This window comes from Patiriisocius marinistellae (assembly GCF_009014635.1).
Classification (GTDB): domain Bacteria; phylum Bacteroidota; class Bacteroidia; order Flavobacteriales; family Flavobacteriaceae; genus Patiriisocius; species Patiriisocius marinistellae.
In genome coordinates, this window is record NZ_BKCF01000006.1 from 23,944 (window position 1) to 39,939 (window position 15,996).

Genomic DNA, 15,996 nt, shown 5'->3' on the forward strand with positions numbered 1-15,996 from the left:
AAAAAATTGAAATAAAAAATATGCTTGCTTTAGTTAAAAAAGAAATAACCAACTTCTTCTCGGGACCCATAGGGTATTTAGTGATTGGAGTTTTTTTGTTGATTAATGGATTATTTTTATGGGTATTTCAAGGCAACTATAACATTCTTGACAGCACCTTTGCAGACCTTGCTCCTTTTTTTGAATTAGCCCCTTGGGTATTGTTATTTTTAATTCCAGCAGTAACAATGCGTGCTTTTAGTGATGAAATAAAATTAGGAACACTTGAGCTATTAGTAACAAAACCTATATCATTAAAAAACATTGTGCTCGGTAAATATTTTGGCGCAGTACTTTTAATTATTATCGCACTTATACCAACGTTATTATATGTTTATGCGATATCAAATTTAGGAAATCCTGCTGGTAATTTTGATTTAGGAAGTACAATAGGCTCATACATTGGACTTCTATTTTTAATATTAGCATATACTTCTATTGGAATTTTTGCCTCTACATTATCCTCAAATCAAATTGTTGCTTTTATTGTAGCAGTTTTACTTTGCTTCATTTTTTATTATGGTTTTGATGCTATTGCACAACTAATTCCTTCTTCTTCTTTAATAGAGCAGTTTGGAATGAAAAATCATTTTGATAGTGTGGCTCGAGGAGTTTTAGATACTAGAGATATAATTTACTTTTTGAGTGTTACTTTCCTATTTCTAGGTTTTACTGTTACCAAATTAAAAGGCACAAAATGATGGCTAAGAAAAACCTCAAATATATTACGATGTTAGTTATTGGAGTTTTATTAATAAACTTCGCCAGCAATTATATATATAAACGTTTTGATCTAACACAAGATGGACGTTATACCTTGTCCAAAGCTGCAAAACAAACCATTATCCCAGTAGATTCGCCATTAGTTATTGAGGTGTTTTTAGAAGGAAATTTTCCTTCTGAATTTAGACGTTTGCAGAGCGAAACACGCCAACTTCTTGAAGAGTTTACTTCAGTCAATCGAAACGTTCAATACAAATTTACAAATCCACTCGAAGGTGAGGAAAATACTGCCGAAGTTGAGCGTCAACTTTTTGATCTTGGTCTTACTCCTGCAGAAGTGCAAGTACGTGATGGGGGAAAAATATCAACAGAGCGAATATATCCTTGGGCCTTGGCTTATTATAATGGAAAGACAGTTAAAATTCCGTTATTAAAAAACGTGCTTGGTGCTACTCCAGAAGAACGTGTAAATGGCTCCATTCAAAATCTTGAATATGCTTTTGCAGATGGGTTTAATAAAGTTGCAAATCCAAAGAAAAAAAGCATCGCAATTATTAAAGGAAATGGCGAACTTGAAGATAGAGAAATAGCAGACTTTTTAACAACAATAAAAGAGACCTATCGTATTGCTCCTTTTACATTAGACTCAGTTGCTGTTGTTCCTCAAAAAACATTAGCCTCTCTTCTGAAATATGACTTAATTGTTATTGCAAAACCTACGATAAACTTTAACGATAGTGAGCGTTATGTGCTTGACCAATATATTATGAATGGTGGGGCGTCTCTATGGCTTACCGATTATTTATTTCAGAAGCAAGACCCAAATACAGGGAAAAATTACATTGTAGGTGATAATTTAAATTTAAACCAATTGTTTTTTAAATACGGTATTCGTATCAATCAATCATTAATTAAAGATGTATATAGCACACCTATAGTTTTAGCGCAAGGAACTGAGGAGAATTCGCAATACAATAAATACCCTTGGCTTTATTTTCCGTTGTCTTCCAGTTCAAACGAGCATCCAATTGTCACAAATATTGAAGGCGTAAAATTTGAATATACAGCACCTATTGAGTTGCTGGATAATGATATTCAAAAAACAGTATTACTTACCTCCTCTCCTATCACAAGTCTTTCAATTGTACCGCACGAAGTTAACTTTGATGAAGCTATCCCTAAATTTTTAGATATTGTTAATGATGGTCCCAATCCACAGGAGTTTTCAGCAGGAATAAGACCATTAGCTGTTTTACTCGAAGGACGTTTTACTTCGGCATTGAAAAATAGGGTAAAACCCTTTAAAATTTCAGAAAAAAATATTAGCAAAGATGACGGAATTTCAGCAAAAATGGTGGTTGTAAGTGATGGTGATATTATAAAAAATGGGTTTGATAAAAATAGGCCTTTACCGTTAGGGTTTGATAAAATGACACAAACGATGTATGGAAATAAAGATTTTCTTCTTAATACCGTCAACTTTCTCTTAGACGATACCGGACTTATAAACATACGTACAAAAAAAATTGCTATTCCTTTTCTTGACATACAAAAAACTACCCAAGAGCGTGGCTTTTGGCAAGCCGTTACTATTGGCGTTCCATTGGTTTTATTAGCACTCTTTGGTTTATTATTTACATATTTCCGAAGAAAGAAATATGCACGTTAAGTGTTAATAAGTTCGTTTTTAAATGGTCTTGTTTTGAGATATATTTGTGCTTCGAGTATGCTGAGCGGCGCTGTGTTGCAATGTTTATCAAAACAAGCATAATTTTAATAAACCTCAGAAATTTTAATACATGAAATTCATTGTTTCGAGTTCATATTTACTAAAGCAACTACAGGTGCTTGGTGGGATTATCAATAATAATAACACCCTTCCTATTTTAGATAATTTTCTTTTTGACCTTGACGGAAATTCGCTGCGAGTTTCAGCTTCAGATTTAGAAACGACTATTTCTTCGCACCTTGATGTAGAAAGTAGCGAAAAAGGAATGGTTTGTATTCCTGCGCGTTTGTTGTTAGATACATTAAAAACGTTCCCAGAGCAACCGTTGACATTTACCATTGAGGATAATAATACTGTTGAAATTAGCAGTAATCATGGTAAATACGCATTAGCTTATGCAGCAGGAGAAGATTTTCCATCTGCTGTTGAATTAAAAGACCCTTCTACTACAATTGTTCAAGGAGATATTCTTGCTACTGCAATTAGTAAAACAATCTTCGCTAGTGGAAATGATGATTTACGTCCCGTAATGAGTGGTGTATTTTTTCAATTCTCAACCGAAGGTTTAATATTTGTTGCAACCGATGCTCACAAATTAGTAAAATACAATCGTACAGATGTTGTAGCTACAGAAACTGCAGAGTTTATTATGCCTAAAAAACCTTTAAATCTTTTAAAAAGCATTCTTGCTGGTAGTGAAGATGAGGTTTCTATTGAATATAACGAGAGTAATGCAAAATTTAGCTTTGACAATACAGTATTAGTTTGCCGATTAATTGATGGCAAATACCCTAACTACGAAGCGGTAATCCCAAAAGAGAACCCGAATAAATTAACAATTGACCGCAATCAGTTTTTAAACAGTGTACGTCGAGTATCTATTTTTAGTAATAAAACAACACACCAAATTAGATTAAAAATTGCTGGGGCAGAGCTTAATATATCTGCCGAAGATATCGATTACAGCAACAAAGCAGAAGAGCGTTTAACATGTGCTTATCAAGGTGACGATATGCAGATAGGGTTTAACTCACGCTTTCTTACCGAAATGCTGAACAACCTTACTAGCGATGAAGTAAGCTTAGAAATGAGTTTACCAAATAGGGCTGGTATTCTAACACCCACTGACGGTCTTGATGAAGGTGAACAAGTTACAATGCTTGTTATGCCAGTGATGCTAAATGGCTAAAATTGCTTATGCTTTTAGTAAAATTATCTACAAACCCCTCTCAAAATTCAAATAAAATTTTAAGAGGGGTTTGTAATTGTTATGATATTTCTATTTTAAAAAAGGGATTGTCCCAAAGGTATTTGGTAACTCACCATTTGAAGCGTTAATAGCATTCACAATAGGCATAATGAAACCTAAAATACATACTCCAATTAGCATTAATATTCCTAAACCAAGTGCGAGAATCATAGGGATACTAATAAGTGCATAGATAATTAAACTAAGTTGAAAGTTTATTATTTGTTTACCGTGTAAATCCATATCAACTATACTCTCTTTTTTTGAAGCCCAAATAACTAACGGGGCAATCAATCCTCCAAAACCAGTAACATATGTTAAGAGTTGGCATAAATGTGTTACGACTAAAAGATTTCTGTCTTCTACTTTATGAGTTTGGTTGAATACTTCCATAGTGCTTGTTTTTTAATTTTTGACCTTATTCATTTTGAGAAAATAAATGACTGTTTACTATTAAATTAGTAGTTAGATATGGTAAGATGTTACAATAATCTAATATTTATTATTAAAACCATTTCATAATAGCTACTTACATTAGAATATAATCATATTAATCTCATTATTTAGAAATCAAGAAAATAGTTTTTATTAATTTTAAGATTCATTTAAACTAACAAACTACTATGAAAAAAATCTATTTTGCATTTGTGCTAATATGCACTTTAATAAATGCTCAACAAATTACAGCACAATCAAATCAATATTTACACTTTGACGGTGTAGATGATTATACAGAACTTATTAATGGAGCCTCATATGTAAATGGGTCAAATACCATTACTATGGCAGGATGGTTTTATACAGATGAGCTAATTTATGGCTCAGGAATGATGAGTATTAGAGGTGGGGGAACTGGAGCAGGTGAGATGTATTTAATTCAATTAAATGATGGAACAGTAGAATGTAGAGTAATTACATCGAGTGGATTGCATCAAGTTGTTGGACCTGCAGGAACAATACAGGCAGGAGTTTGGCAACATATAGCTTGGGTTTTTAATGAAACCACTGTTGAACTATTTGTAGATGGAGTCTCTATTGGCAGTAGTGCTGCGTCAGGAACGTTTCAATCTACTGACCGCCCCTTTACTGTAGGGAAATGTTTGCAAGCGGGTTTTAATTTTATTTTTAAAGGAAGAGCAGATGAAGTTTCTCTATGGAATATAGCATTAACTGCTACAGAAATTCAAAATATGATGGCTGATGAACTTGTAGGTGATGAGTCTGGACTTCAAATTTATTATAAATTTAATCAAGGAACTCCAGGAGGAAATAATACAAACATTACACAGCTTTTTGATATTAGTAACGATACTAATAAACATTCAGATTTACTAAACTTTGCACTAATGGGAAATACATCAAACTTTGATGGAACTTTAAACTCTGGTGCTCAAGCAATAAATTTTCCACAGATACCTAATAAGTTAGTTACAGATGCTCCTTTTCAATTAAATGCATCTGCAACTTCAGGATTACCTGTTAGCTATGAGATAGTTTCTGGACCAGCAACAGTAACTGGTGATATGGTTACATTAAACGGTACATCTGGTTCTGTTGTTGTTAAAGCATCACAAGCAGGAAATGTGGATTTTGATCCTGCACAGGATATTTCTGTAAGTTTTGAAGTCCTTGACCCAGATGAGATTGTTGTTATGGCAGATTTAAAACACCCATTAGCAGGTGACGTTTATGCTCCTACATTAATACCACTACAGGTAGCCGTTGGAGCATCAATTGACTACCCAGAATTGTTTTCTATTGATGCTGTTACTGTAACAATTGATGGGACTGATGTAATACTTACAGACCATGAAAACGGATTTTATACTGGATGGTGGACTCCAAGTTCGTATGGTAATTTTGACATTGAAGTCAAGGGAACAAACAATTACAATGTAGAAAATACGGTGGTAACTAGCGTAAACGTAGTTTCAAACGTAAGTAATATTTCGGCTGTTGCCACAGATGAAGTTTGGGTGAAAGGAGACATTCCTTCTGTAACTGTTGAAGCAGAACTACCAAGCTCTATTGGTGCTTTTGACCAAATTACAGGTTCATTAATTATCGATTGTCCTACAGGTGGTTGCGATCCATGGGATAGAGTTTCATCTGTCGAAGCACAAGGAAAAGATGGCGAGTGGTTTGAAATTATTAGATATTTAACTCCTTATGGAGTTGCTTGTGAAAGTGAAATAGATTTAACAGATTTTGCTTCTCTCCTAGTGGGTAAAACAAAGTTTAGAGTAAATCTTGGAACACAAGGAAATGGTTTTTTATACACTCTATTGTTAGATTATCAAGCAGGAACACCAGATTATGCATATAGCACTGTTTCAAAACTATGGTATCAAACATACCAATTTGGCGATATGGCAAATTTACAACCTACCGAGTTTTTTAACATTGATGTATCAGAAAACACAGAAGCTGCAAAAATAAAATTGGTTTCCTCAGGACATGGATGGGGTGATAATAATACTGCTAATGCTGCTGAGTTTCATAATGACACCCACCATATTATGGTTAATAATGAAGCTACTTTTGAACAGAATAATTGGAATGATTGTAACCCTAATCCAGATGGTTGTAGCCCTCAAAATGGTACTTGGCAATTTGACAGGGCTGGATGGTGCCCTGGATCTATTGCACAATTTTTTGATTATGATATGGGAGCATTAATAGATGAGCCTTCTTTAGTTTTAAAATATCGTTTTGACCAAGATTACGTTGATTTTTGCCATCCTAATAATCCAGATTGTGTAACAGGAACCACTTGTAACAATTGTGATGATGGTTTTAATCCTCACCTTATTGTTTCGTCATATTTCATCACATTTGGCAACTCTCCTACTGGAATTACACTAGGTGCAGATGACGTTCTTTATGCCTCAAGTTTTTCAATTTACCCAAACCCTTCTACGGGAGTATTTTTTGTTGATTTAAATGACATTAATAATGCTACATCAATTGAAGTTTATGACAATTTAGGGAGACTCGTTAAAACTAAAGAGGTTGATACATTTACATCTGCAAATCGTATGGATTTAACAGGAATGTCTTCTGGAATCTATCTTATCAACGTGTTAGAAAACAAAACAAGTATAGGATCAAAGAAGTTAATTATTGAATAGTCTATTTCAAAAATGCATTATTAAAAAGAGACTTCATTATGGAGTCTCTTTTTTTGTGCTTCGGAAATATTAGTCACATTAAAATACTTATTTTTGCCACCATGACGCACCAAGAAACCATTGTAGCACTTGCAACGCCTTCTGGCGCGGGAGCTATTGCTATTATTAGACTTTCTGGAGATGACGCAATGAATATTGCCTCTCAAATTTTCCACTCGGTATCAAAAAAAAAACTTGATAAACAAAAAACGCACACTGTTCACCTTGGCCATATTAAAGATGGTAGTCGTATTATTGATGAAGTTTTAGCTACTATTTTTAAAAACCCAAATAGTTATACAGGCGAAGATGTTGTAGAGTTTTCCTGTCATGGAAGCGCCTTTATTCAACAAGAAATTATTCAATTATGTCTTCGCAAAAATGCCAGAATGGCAACTGCGGGAGAATTTACATTACGTGCTTTCTTGAATGGAAAAATGGATTTAAGCCAAGCTGAAGCCGTAGCAGATTTAATAGCTAGTGATTCTGAAGCTTCACACCAACTTGCTATCCAGCAAATGCGCGGTGGCTTTTCTTCTGAAATTAAACGACTAAGAGAAGAGTTACTCAATTTTGCATCATTGATAGAATTAGAATTAGATTTTGCCGAAGAAGATGTTGCGTTTGCAAACCGTGACGATTTTCAAAAATTAATATCAAAAATCACATTAGTTTTAAAACGACTCATTGATTCTTTTGCTACAGGTAACGTTTTAAAAAATGGTATTCCAGTAGCAATTGTTGGAGAACCCAATGTGGGAAAATCAACATTACTTAATGCGTTGCTTAATGAAGAACGAGCCATTGTAAGTGACATTGCAGGAACAACGAGAGATACTATTGAAGATGAAATAAATATAGGCGGTATAGGTTTTCGCTTTATTGATACTGCGGGAATTAGAGAAACTACAGATACCATTGAAGGCCTTGGAATTAAAAAAACATTTGAAAAAATTGAACAAGCTCAAGTAGTAATTTATTTGTTCAATACACAAGGTATAGAGAATAATGCTGTAGAAAAATTTAATACTGAAATCGCTAAAATCCAGAATAAGTATCCGCAAAAACAACTTATTGTGATTGCCAATAAATTGGATACCATTTCAAAAGAAAGAAGTGTAGAATTAACTTCAAAAATTACTAATCTCCAGCTCATTTCAGCAAAAAGCGGAGAAGGTATCGATCAACTAAAAAACACTCTACTCAATTTTGTTAATACTGGTGCTTTACGAAATAATGAGACCATCGTAACTAATACAAGACACTATGACGCACTTTTAAAAGCTCTTGAAGAAATTAACAGGGTTCAAGAAGGAATAAACATAGGTCTCAGTGGTGATCTTATGGCAATTGATATAAGACAAGCATTATATTATTTTGGCGAAATTACCGGTGAAATTACAAACGATGACTTACTTGGAAATATTTTTGCTAATTTCTGTATCGGGAAATAATTTACTTTGCTTTAATCTTATTCTTACTAATTTTAATGTTGATAAACTCAATCATTAGAGAAAATGCAATGGCAAAGTATAAATATCCTTTAGGAATAGCACCCACTGTTTGGCCTATGACAGACACTTCACTTAAATGTGCGGCTTCGGTTATGAGCATAAAACCAATCAATATTAAAAATGATAATCCTAATATTTGAACACTTGGATTTTCATCTATAAATGTTCTTATTTTATTAGCAAAAAGTATCATAATGGCTATTGAAATCACTACTGCAATTATCATCAAAACCAAATTATGGTTTGTGTTTTCTGAGAGTCCGTTTGTCATACCTACTGCTGTAAGTATTGAATCAATAGAAAAAATAAAATCTATGATTAAAATTTGAATTATTGCATTTGATAATGATTTTATTTTCTTACTCTTAACATTATCTTCATCATGAGCGGGAATTTCCATTTTCTCTCTAATCTCTGACGTACTTTTGTAGATTAAAAACAATCCTCCTAACAACAATATAATTCCCTGCCAACTAATTGCAGCTCTAAACCACGATGTTTCGAAAGTATAAAATGGCTCACTTAACCCGACTAAAAAAGATACGAAAAACAATAAAATCACTCTTTGAACAAGTGCTAATAATAACCCTATATTAGTGGCTTTTGCTCTTTGGTTTTCGGGGAGTTTATTTGCTGCAATGGATATAAAAACAATGTTATCAATCCCTAAAATTATTTCAAGGAAAGTCAATGTTGTTAGCGCTAAAAGTGCTTCGGTTGAGAGTAAAAAATCTAACATTATATGGTTGGCGTTAAAGGGAGTGTTAGTGTTACAAAGGTTAAGTAAATCAATTTAAACTTTAAATTTCAGAAAACTATGATGAGTTTTAAAATTATTTTTTAAAGCAATTGTGGTAATTCAAATTCATTTCCGTAGAAAGACTATTCAAGGTGATTTTCAATATTTATAAGTTGTTTATTAATATGCTCTTGGTGCGTTTTAAAAATTTTTAAAGCCTGACTTTCATCTGAAATAAGCTCAATTGCCTTGTTGTAAATAATGACTAATTCTTCCAAATACTGCTTTGATTTAATTAGTAAATCTTTACCATCTTCAACGCCTATACTCGTTTTTATGTCTGTCCATCCTATAAAAAAAGCTTCGGCTACGCTTACATTATTATCAAATGTTGCGGTTGGGTCAATTTCTTTTAATAAAGAAACCAAGTCAACAATGCAATAATGACTAGTTTCTGAGAACGATAATAGTGTTCTCGAAATTGAAATATTTGTAATCAAAGTACTCCCCTTTGCTGTAAATTTAAATACATCATTATGTTTTGTAATTAATTCATTAAGATGAGTTAATGTTTTAGTCGTCTCCATGGTTTAAATTTTTAGGTTGGTTTTCAATATCTTCTTTTACATTTATATGATGTGTGGGAAAAGGTATGGTAATATTATTCTCGTGGAACAAATCATTTATTAATAATATGGCTTCATCTTGAGCGGTGTACATTTGGCTCTTTTTAACGTAATCTATCCAAAAACGAACCATGAAATCTATGGAGCTATCATTAAATTTAATGTAGTAAAATTCAATTTTTTCGTCTATTTGCTTCGGAAATTTATCTTCAAATTCTTTTAGTACCATTGTTTTAATAGTACGAAGGTCTGAACCATATGCAACACGTGAATGTACAGTTACACGTCCTCTTTTTACTAGCGAGTAATTTACAAAAGGTTCCTCAATAAATTTAGAATTAGGCATTATCACATAATGATTATCCGGTCGCCTAAGAACTAGGTTACGTAAACTTATATCGTGTACAAAACCACTATGTTCATCTGTTTCTATAAAATCGCCTATTTTTATTCTAGGCAAAAAAGAAAGCATAATTCCAGAAAATGTGTTTGATAAAGTTCCTTGCAGTGCTAAGCCTATTGCTAATGCAACAACTCCAGCTCCTGCTAAAACGGAAGTCAATGCTTTATCCAAGTCTAAAATCCCTAATGCGAGAAAAAATCCAATAACAAGAATTATTCCGTAGAGTATTTTTGAAAGTACACGCCTAACAGACCTGTTTTTCATTTTCTTTCTAAGAATCTTCAATAATAATTTACTCAAAAATTTACCTAAGAAATAAGCAAAAACTATTACCAAAATTGCTACAGCAAGATTGGGTAATTTGAGTACAAATGCATCCCACCAAGCATTAACTTTTGCGGTTAGCTTGACTAAAATATTTGTATTTTCTTGTAATAAATAATACATACGTTTCTATAATAGAATGGACAGAAGCAGTGTACCTGTAATCCATAAAATGACGGATAAAATTCCACCCAAAATTAAAAAATGTTTAAACTTATATATACCAGTACCGTAAACTAGTGCATTTGTTTGATAACCCACTGGGGTGAAAAAACTGAAATTTGCACCAAACATTACTGCTAATATAAATGGCTTAATTTCTAAAGATAGTCCCGCTGCCACTGCAATTGCAATAGGTGTCATTATTATTGCTGTTGCATTATTTGAAATAAACCCCGACAATAGCATAGTAAGTCCAAAGAGTAAGCCTAATACAATCATGGGGGCTTTTCCATTCATTACATCTAATAATGCGTTTGAAAGCCATACATCTGCCCCACTGTTTGTCATTGCAACTCCAAGTGGTATCATTCCCGCAAGCAAAAAAACAATTTGCCAGTTAACTCTGTGATATATATTATTTAATTTAATTATATCAAAAAGTAGCATAGCCCCTACTCCTGTTAATGACGCTGCTAAAATTGAGATTACTCCACTAGATGCAAGACCAATAACTAATAATAATGTACAAATTGCAATTACTGTATTTTTTTTAGGAATTGATGACGTGTACTCATGCTGATTTAAAATTACAACATTTTTTAAATCATACAACTTTCCCACTCTTTGCTCTTGCATTTCTAATAGAAGTCTATCTCCAGGTTTCAAATTTATTTGATGTAAACTTTTCCTTAATAAACGTTCTTGAGTATTTCTAATGTTTCTTCGTTTTTGTATAGCAATTGGAAAAGCTCCAAGTATAGAACCGTTACGTAATTGCTTTAAATTTTTTCCTATTAAATTAGACCCCGGAAGTATAAGTAACTCAACATAAGTCATATCACTTTCATCTTCTACTTCTCCATCACCAAAATCTTCTTCTTGAGTTCTTCTTCTCTTTTCATTAATTATAAGTCCATTATCATTTACAATTTTTTGTAAATTTTCTAAATCACTCATAACTACAAAATTGTCACCCTTTTTAATTTCCACATATTTGCCAGGAGCATTTAGAATATTTTTTCCTCTTATTAATTTTAACACCGTGGCAGTGCCGTCATTAAACATTTCTAAACTTCCCAGAGTCTCGCCAATTACTTTTGATGCTTCTGAAACTTTAACCGTGAAAATATAGTTGTCAATTGCATAATCATCTCTAACATTTGATGATTTATCCTTAGGTAAAAACCTACTGCCTATTGTCATAACTACTATACCAATGGCAAGAAATATGAGTCCATATATTGAAAATTCGAAAAACCCAAATCCTTCTACTCCTCTCTCTTTTGCAACAGCGTTTACTAGAATATTAGTAGATGTTCCCATTAAGGTACAACTACCACCTAAAATTCCAGCAAATGAAATAGGCATTAAAAGTTTAGAACTAGAAAAATTATATTTTTCTGATAGCTGTGCCACAATTTTTAAAAAAATTATAACTACAGCAGTAGTACTTATAAATGCCGATATAGATGCCGACACCACCATAAATACTGGTGTTATTAAAATTAACGGGAGTAATTTCAATTTTTTAATTCCGTTAGTTAAGAGCTGGATAACCCCGTTATCCTCCATACCGATAGCAAGAATCATCAGTGCCAAAATTGTAATTGTGGCAGGATTTGAAAAACCACTTATAGCTTCTTCTGGAGTAACAATGCCTAAAAGCAATAAAGCAACTATTATAAAAAATGAAATTTTATCAATCGGGAAAAACTCTGTTACAAAAAGTACAACAGTAATACCTATGATTATAAAGACTAAAAGTATTGACATTTCCATGCATCCAATTTTGTTTAAAATTAAACATAGCTAGCTATCAATAATCCTAACAAAATCATAATTATAAGAACTCAAATAACAATATTTGCAACTCGAATAAAGATTGACTTCGGTTATGGCAAAAAAAGGTAAAATAAAGAACGGGAATAATAAGGCGAAGCACTCAAAATTAATGGCGCAGAAAAAAAATAAATTAAAAAAAGAAGCTGAATTACGCAAAGCGAAATTAAAAGCAATTAACGCAAGGGTTAATGACGCTACTATTTCCGAAGCATCCAATTAACAACAATTTTGAGAACTTTTAATTTTCTCCTATTAATGTAATTGTCATATCTCCATGTTGTGCTTTTGCAGTACCTCCCACATTACCTAAATGTCCATTAGTTTCCCAACCAAATATACCAGCATCAATACTGTTATAACGAGACCATTCTCTACCTTGTACTTTAAAATTATAAGTTGTTCCAGCTGTAAGAAATACATTTTCTACAAGCACTAAGGACTGTCCATGTGCCCAAAATTGAGTCCCATCTGGAAAAGTCATACCATAAGATGCTACATACTTTTCTCCTAATGGAGTTGTGTTATTTTGTAATAATCTTACAGAACCTTGACCAGCAGAATTATTTCTCTGAGTGGTATAAACGTTTAAATTTCTTCCATTTCTATCTTTTGCTCTAACGTTAGTGGTACCAGTAGGTTTCTCAACGGCATAATAGGCATTCACAATTATTTGATATGTTCCAGACACAGCAGGTGTAATATTTTGATCAAGATTAGGCAATGTCACATAATTAGATGCATTATTACTAGCTCTAATACTCTCACTTTGAACAAACTTTTTTGAATATCCATCTGTACGTAATCTTCTCCATATACCCCCGTCCCAATAATAATATCCCTTTCTTACCTCATTAATACCGCTAGGAGAATTATTAATATTATAAACTAGCATACCCTCAGTATTGGCACTAATTGTTGATGTATCATTAATTCCTGTAAGCGAAATCCTAGGAGGTAAAAAACCTTTGTTATTAGAGCTAATATCAAGCATTGCTCCCGGGCTTGGGTTTGTAGTATTAATACCTACTTGCCCAATAGTATTTAAAGTTATGAATATTAAAAAAAAAGTAAGAAAATATTTCATGATATACAAGTGTTTTGAAAATGCAAAAATACTTGTTATCAAAGATTAAATATCATTTAAACCCCTGTAATTAAAGGCATAAGGAGCTATAATGATTTTTCAAAAATCAATTAGATTTATTGAGATTTTATTAATAAAATCATTAAATTAATAAAAGATAAATAACCCATTTCGCTTACATTATTAAATTGACATTAAGGAAATTTTTATAGAAATTATAGTAATATTCTTTTCGTTAAAAAGTAAAAAACAAGGGTAAAGTGTTTTTGTTAAGTTTAAGAAATACCTTTATAAGCTAAAATAGCTGTAACCCATACTATTACAGATGAAAAGAAAATACCTATTACATTCGCTAAAAACGCACTCTTACGGTCAATTTTGAGTATATAAGTTGCTATACTACCAGCATATACACCTGTTCCTGGTAATGGTATCATCACAAAAAAAATAAGACCCCAAAAGCCATATTTACTAATTTTATCACCTGAACCTGTTTTTGCGCGTCTAGCAACCCAAATAGCAGATTTTTTATAACGTTTCCATCGTAACAAATAACGATTTATGTTATCTAAAAAATACATCATAATTGGGAACACTAAAACATTAGATAAGAAGCAAATAAGCAACACCCAGTAGATATTTAAATCATGAAAAATACCATACGGAATGCCCACTTTTGCCTCACCAAAAGGAGATATGCTCCATAATGCTGCTATAATTGAGTCTTTAATCAAATGTAATTTTTAAGAAGTGCAAAGGTACAAGCAATCTAGATAACAGAGAATTCTTTAAGATTAATTTATGGAACTATTTTTATATTTAAGCGCTATAGCATCTACACAATTAATACCGTCAATTGCTGCAGATATTATTCCGCCAGCATAACCAGCTCCTTCTCCACAGGGATATAGACCTGTAATATCTACATGTTGAAGGGTTTCTGTATTTCTTGGAATTAAAATAGGAGAAGACGTTCTACTTTCTGGGGCATGTAATACCGCATCATTTGTATAATACCCTTTCATTTTACGCCCAAATGCTATCAATGCTTTTTTAAGTCTTTTTGAGATAAGTTTTGGTAGTACTACATTTAAATCTACAGATACGATTCCTGGTTGGTATGATGTCTTCGGAAATGTATTAGAGATTTCACCATTTACAAAATCAACCATTCGTTGCGCTGGTACTTTTTGTGTTTTTCCAGCCGCTTCCCAACATGCTCTTTCTACTTGTTTCTGAAAGTTTAAGCAAACAAAAGGGTCGTTAGGTTCGTAATTAGACAAGTCCTTAGGTTCTACACTTACAACAATACCGCTATTTGCGTATGGATTATTTCTTTTACTTGGACTCCATCCATTTGTGACTACTTCTTCTTGTTCTGTAGCACAAGGAGCAATAATTCCTCCAGGGCACATGCAAAATGAATAAACACCTAATCCATCGACTTGTTCAACTAAAGCATAAGACGCAGGTGGTAAATATGGATTATCACTATCTCCATGGTATTGTATAGTATCGATTAATTCTTGTTGATGTTCTACACGCACACCAATAGCAAAAGGTTTTGCTTCTATTTTAATATTTCGGTTGTGTAATAAATAAAATATATCTCGTGCGCTATGGCCCGTAGCGAGTATTACATCGTTGAATTTGAAAACGCTGGTATCATTAATTGAAATTTCAGAAATACTTCCTTCAGAAATTTTTATATCAGTCAATTTGCTATCAAAATGAACTTCACCGCCAGCATTTATAATTGCTTCGCGCATGGCTGTAATGATAGCGGGTAATTTGTTAGTTCCTATATGGGGGTGTGCGTCTACTAGGATATCTGGATCAGCTCCAAAGTGTACAAACCACTCAATCGCTTTTAACACATTACCTCGTTTTTTTGAACGCGTATATAATTTTCCATCACTATAAGTCCCAGCGCCTCCTTCGCCAAAGCAATAGTTAGATTCTGGATTTACAATATGATCTTTGTTGATTGCTGCAAGGTCTCTGCGTCTCGACCTAACATCTTTTCCGCGCTCAAATATTATGGGCTTAAAACCTGCTTCAATTGCTCTTAATGCTGCATACAAACCTGCAGGTCCTGCTCCAATGATTGCTATTTGTTTTGAATTTGAAACCTCTTGAGGAATAAATGGAGGAATATCTTCTCGTTTTTCATCCTTGAGCCAAAATTCTACTTGTAGATTGAGTTTTATTTTTGTTTGACGAGCGTCTAAAGATCGTTTGCGTATGCGCCAATCACTAATATTTCCTCTTCTTAGTTTAGCTTTTGTTAAAGCTGTTTCAAGAATAAAATTTTCATCCTCTTGCTGTCTTGGTAGAATTTGAATTTGGACGAGTAAACTCATATCAATAGTTTTATTTAGGAATTAATAAG

At 32.9% G+C, this 15,996-nt stretch carries 14 protein-coding genes; 6 read left to right on the forward strand and 8 right to left on the reverse strand.

Annotated features, from left to right (window positions below; genetic code table 11):
• The first annotated feature begins 20 nt into the window (after positions 1–20).
• The 3 genes from gldF to dnaN all read left to right on the forward strand — a co-directional run bounded on the left by gldF (position 21) and on the right by dnaN (position 3,680).
• Positions 21–740: a gliding motility-associated ABC transporter permease subunit GldF gene (gene gldF, locus GB234_RS13415; protein WP_151895097.1), complete on the forward strand. Its 720-nt coding sequence runs from the start codon at positions 21–23 to the stop codon at positions 738–740.
• Positions 737–2,431: a gliding motility-associated ABC transporter substrate-binding protein GldG gene (gene gldG, locus GB234_RS13420; protein WP_151895098.1), complete on the forward strand. Its 1,695-nt coding sequence runs from the start codon at positions 737–739 to the stop codon at positions 2,429–2,431. Before gldF ends, gldG begins: the two co-directional genes overlap by 4 nt.
• Positions 2,432–2,561: 130 nt before the next feature.
• Positions 2,562–3,680 (forward strand): DNA polymerase III subunit beta, encoded by a 1,119-nt coding sequence (gene dnaN / locus GB234_RS13425; protein WP_151895099.1) that lies wholly within the window; start codon positions 2,562–2,564, stop codon positions 3,678–3,680.
• Between the two features lie 90 nt (positions 3,681–3,770).
• On the opposite strand, the gene GB234_RS13430 is transcribed toward dnaN, so the two are convergent.
• Positions 3,771–4,133 carry a DUF4870 domain-containing protein gene (locus tag GB234_RS13430; RefSeq protein WP_151895100.1) on the reverse strand — a complete coding sequence of 121 codons (363 nt, stop codon included), beginning with the start codon at positions 4,131–4,133 and terminating at the stop codon, positions 3,771–3,773.
• A gap of 230 nt (positions 4,134–4,363) precedes the next feature.
• On the opposite strand from GB234_RS13430, the gene GB234_RS13435 reads away from it, so the two are divergent.
• Entirely contained in the window at positions 4,364–6,871 is a 2,508-nt protein-coding gene (locus GB234_RS13435; RefSeq protein ID WP_151895101.1) for a T9SS type A sorting domain-containing protein, read from the forward strand.
• A gap of 101 nt (positions 6,872–6,972) precedes the next feature.
• Positions 6,973–8,364, forward strand: a complete 1,392-nt coding sequence (gene mnmE / locus GB234_RS13440; RefSeq protein ID WP_151895172.1) for a tRNA uridine-5-carboxymethylaminomethyl(34) synthesis GTPase MnmE — start codon at positions 6,973–6,975, stop codon at positions 8,362–8,364.
• A 1-nt stretch (position 8,365) separates the two neighbouring features.
• Here mnmE and GB234_RS13445 read toward each other — a convergent pair whose 3' ends face one another.
• The 4 genes from GB234_RS13445 to GB234_RS13460 all read right to left on the reverse strand — a co-directional run bounded on the left by GB234_RS13445 (position 8,366) and on the right by GB234_RS13460 (position 12,457).
• Positions 8,366–9,163, reverse strand: a complete 798-nt coding sequence (locus GB234_RS13445; RefSeq protein WP_151895102.1) for a TerC family protein — start codon at positions 9,161–9,163, stop codon at positions 8,366–8,368.
• A 143-nt stretch (positions 9,164–9,306) separates the two neighbouring features.
• A complete protein-coding gene (locus tag GB234_RS13450) occupies positions 9,307–9,750 on the reverse strand; it encodes a hypothetical protein (protein WP_151895103.1) in 444 nt (147 codons plus the stop codon).
• Entirely contained in the window at positions 9,737–10,639 is a 903-nt protein-coding gene (locus GB234_RS13455; protein WP_151895104.1) for a mechanosensitive ion channel family protein, read from the reverse strand. The genes GB234_RS13450 and GB234_RS13455 overlap by 14 nt, the downstream gene beginning before the upstream one ends.
• A 6-nt stretch (positions 10,640–10,645) precedes the next feature.
• The gene (locus tag GB234_RS13460; protein ID WP_151895105.1) at positions 10,646–12,457 is read right to left on the reverse strand and encodes a sodium:proton antiporter; all 1,812 of its coding nucleotides are present in this window, start codon (positions 12,455–12,457) and stop codon (positions 10,646–10,648) included.
• A 115-nt stretch (positions 12,458–12,572) separates the two neighbouring features.
• On the opposite strand from GB234_RS13460, the gene GB234_RS15100 reads away from it, so the two are divergent.
• Positions 12,573–12,740, forward strand: a complete 168-nt coding sequence (locus GB234_RS15100) for a hypothetical protein (RefSeq protein WP_172966894.1) — start codon at positions 12,573–12,575, stop codon at positions 12,738–12,740.
• An 18-nt stretch (positions 12,741–12,758) separates the two neighbouring features.
• On the opposite strand, the gene GB234_RS13465 is transcribed toward GB234_RS15100, so the two are convergent.
• The 3 genes from GB234_RS13465 to GB234_RS13475 all read right to left on the reverse strand — a co-directional run bounded on the left by GB234_RS13465 (position 12,759) and on the right by GB234_RS13475 (position 15,967).
• The gene (locus GB234_RS13465; protein ID WP_151895106.1) at positions 12,759–13,604 is read right to left on the reverse strand and encodes a phage tail-like protein; all 846 of its coding nucleotides are present in this window, start codon (positions 13,602–13,604) and stop codon (positions 12,759–12,761) included.
• 275 nt (positions 13,605–13,879) lie between these two features.
• The gene (locus GB234_RS13470; protein ID WP_151895107.1) at positions 13,880–14,338 is read right to left on the reverse strand and encodes a COG2426 family protein; all 459 of its coding nucleotides are present in this window, start codon (positions 14,336–14,338) and stop codon (positions 13,880–13,882) included.
• Positions 14,339–14,398: 60 nt separating this feature from the next.
• Positions 14,399–15,967: an NAD(P)/FAD-dependent oxidoreductase gene (locus GB234_RS13475; protein WP_151895108.1), complete on the reverse strand. Its 1,569-nt coding sequence runs from the start codon at positions 15,965–15,967 to the stop codon at positions 14,399–14,401.
• Between the last annotated feature and the right edge of the window lie 29 nt (positions 15,968–15,996).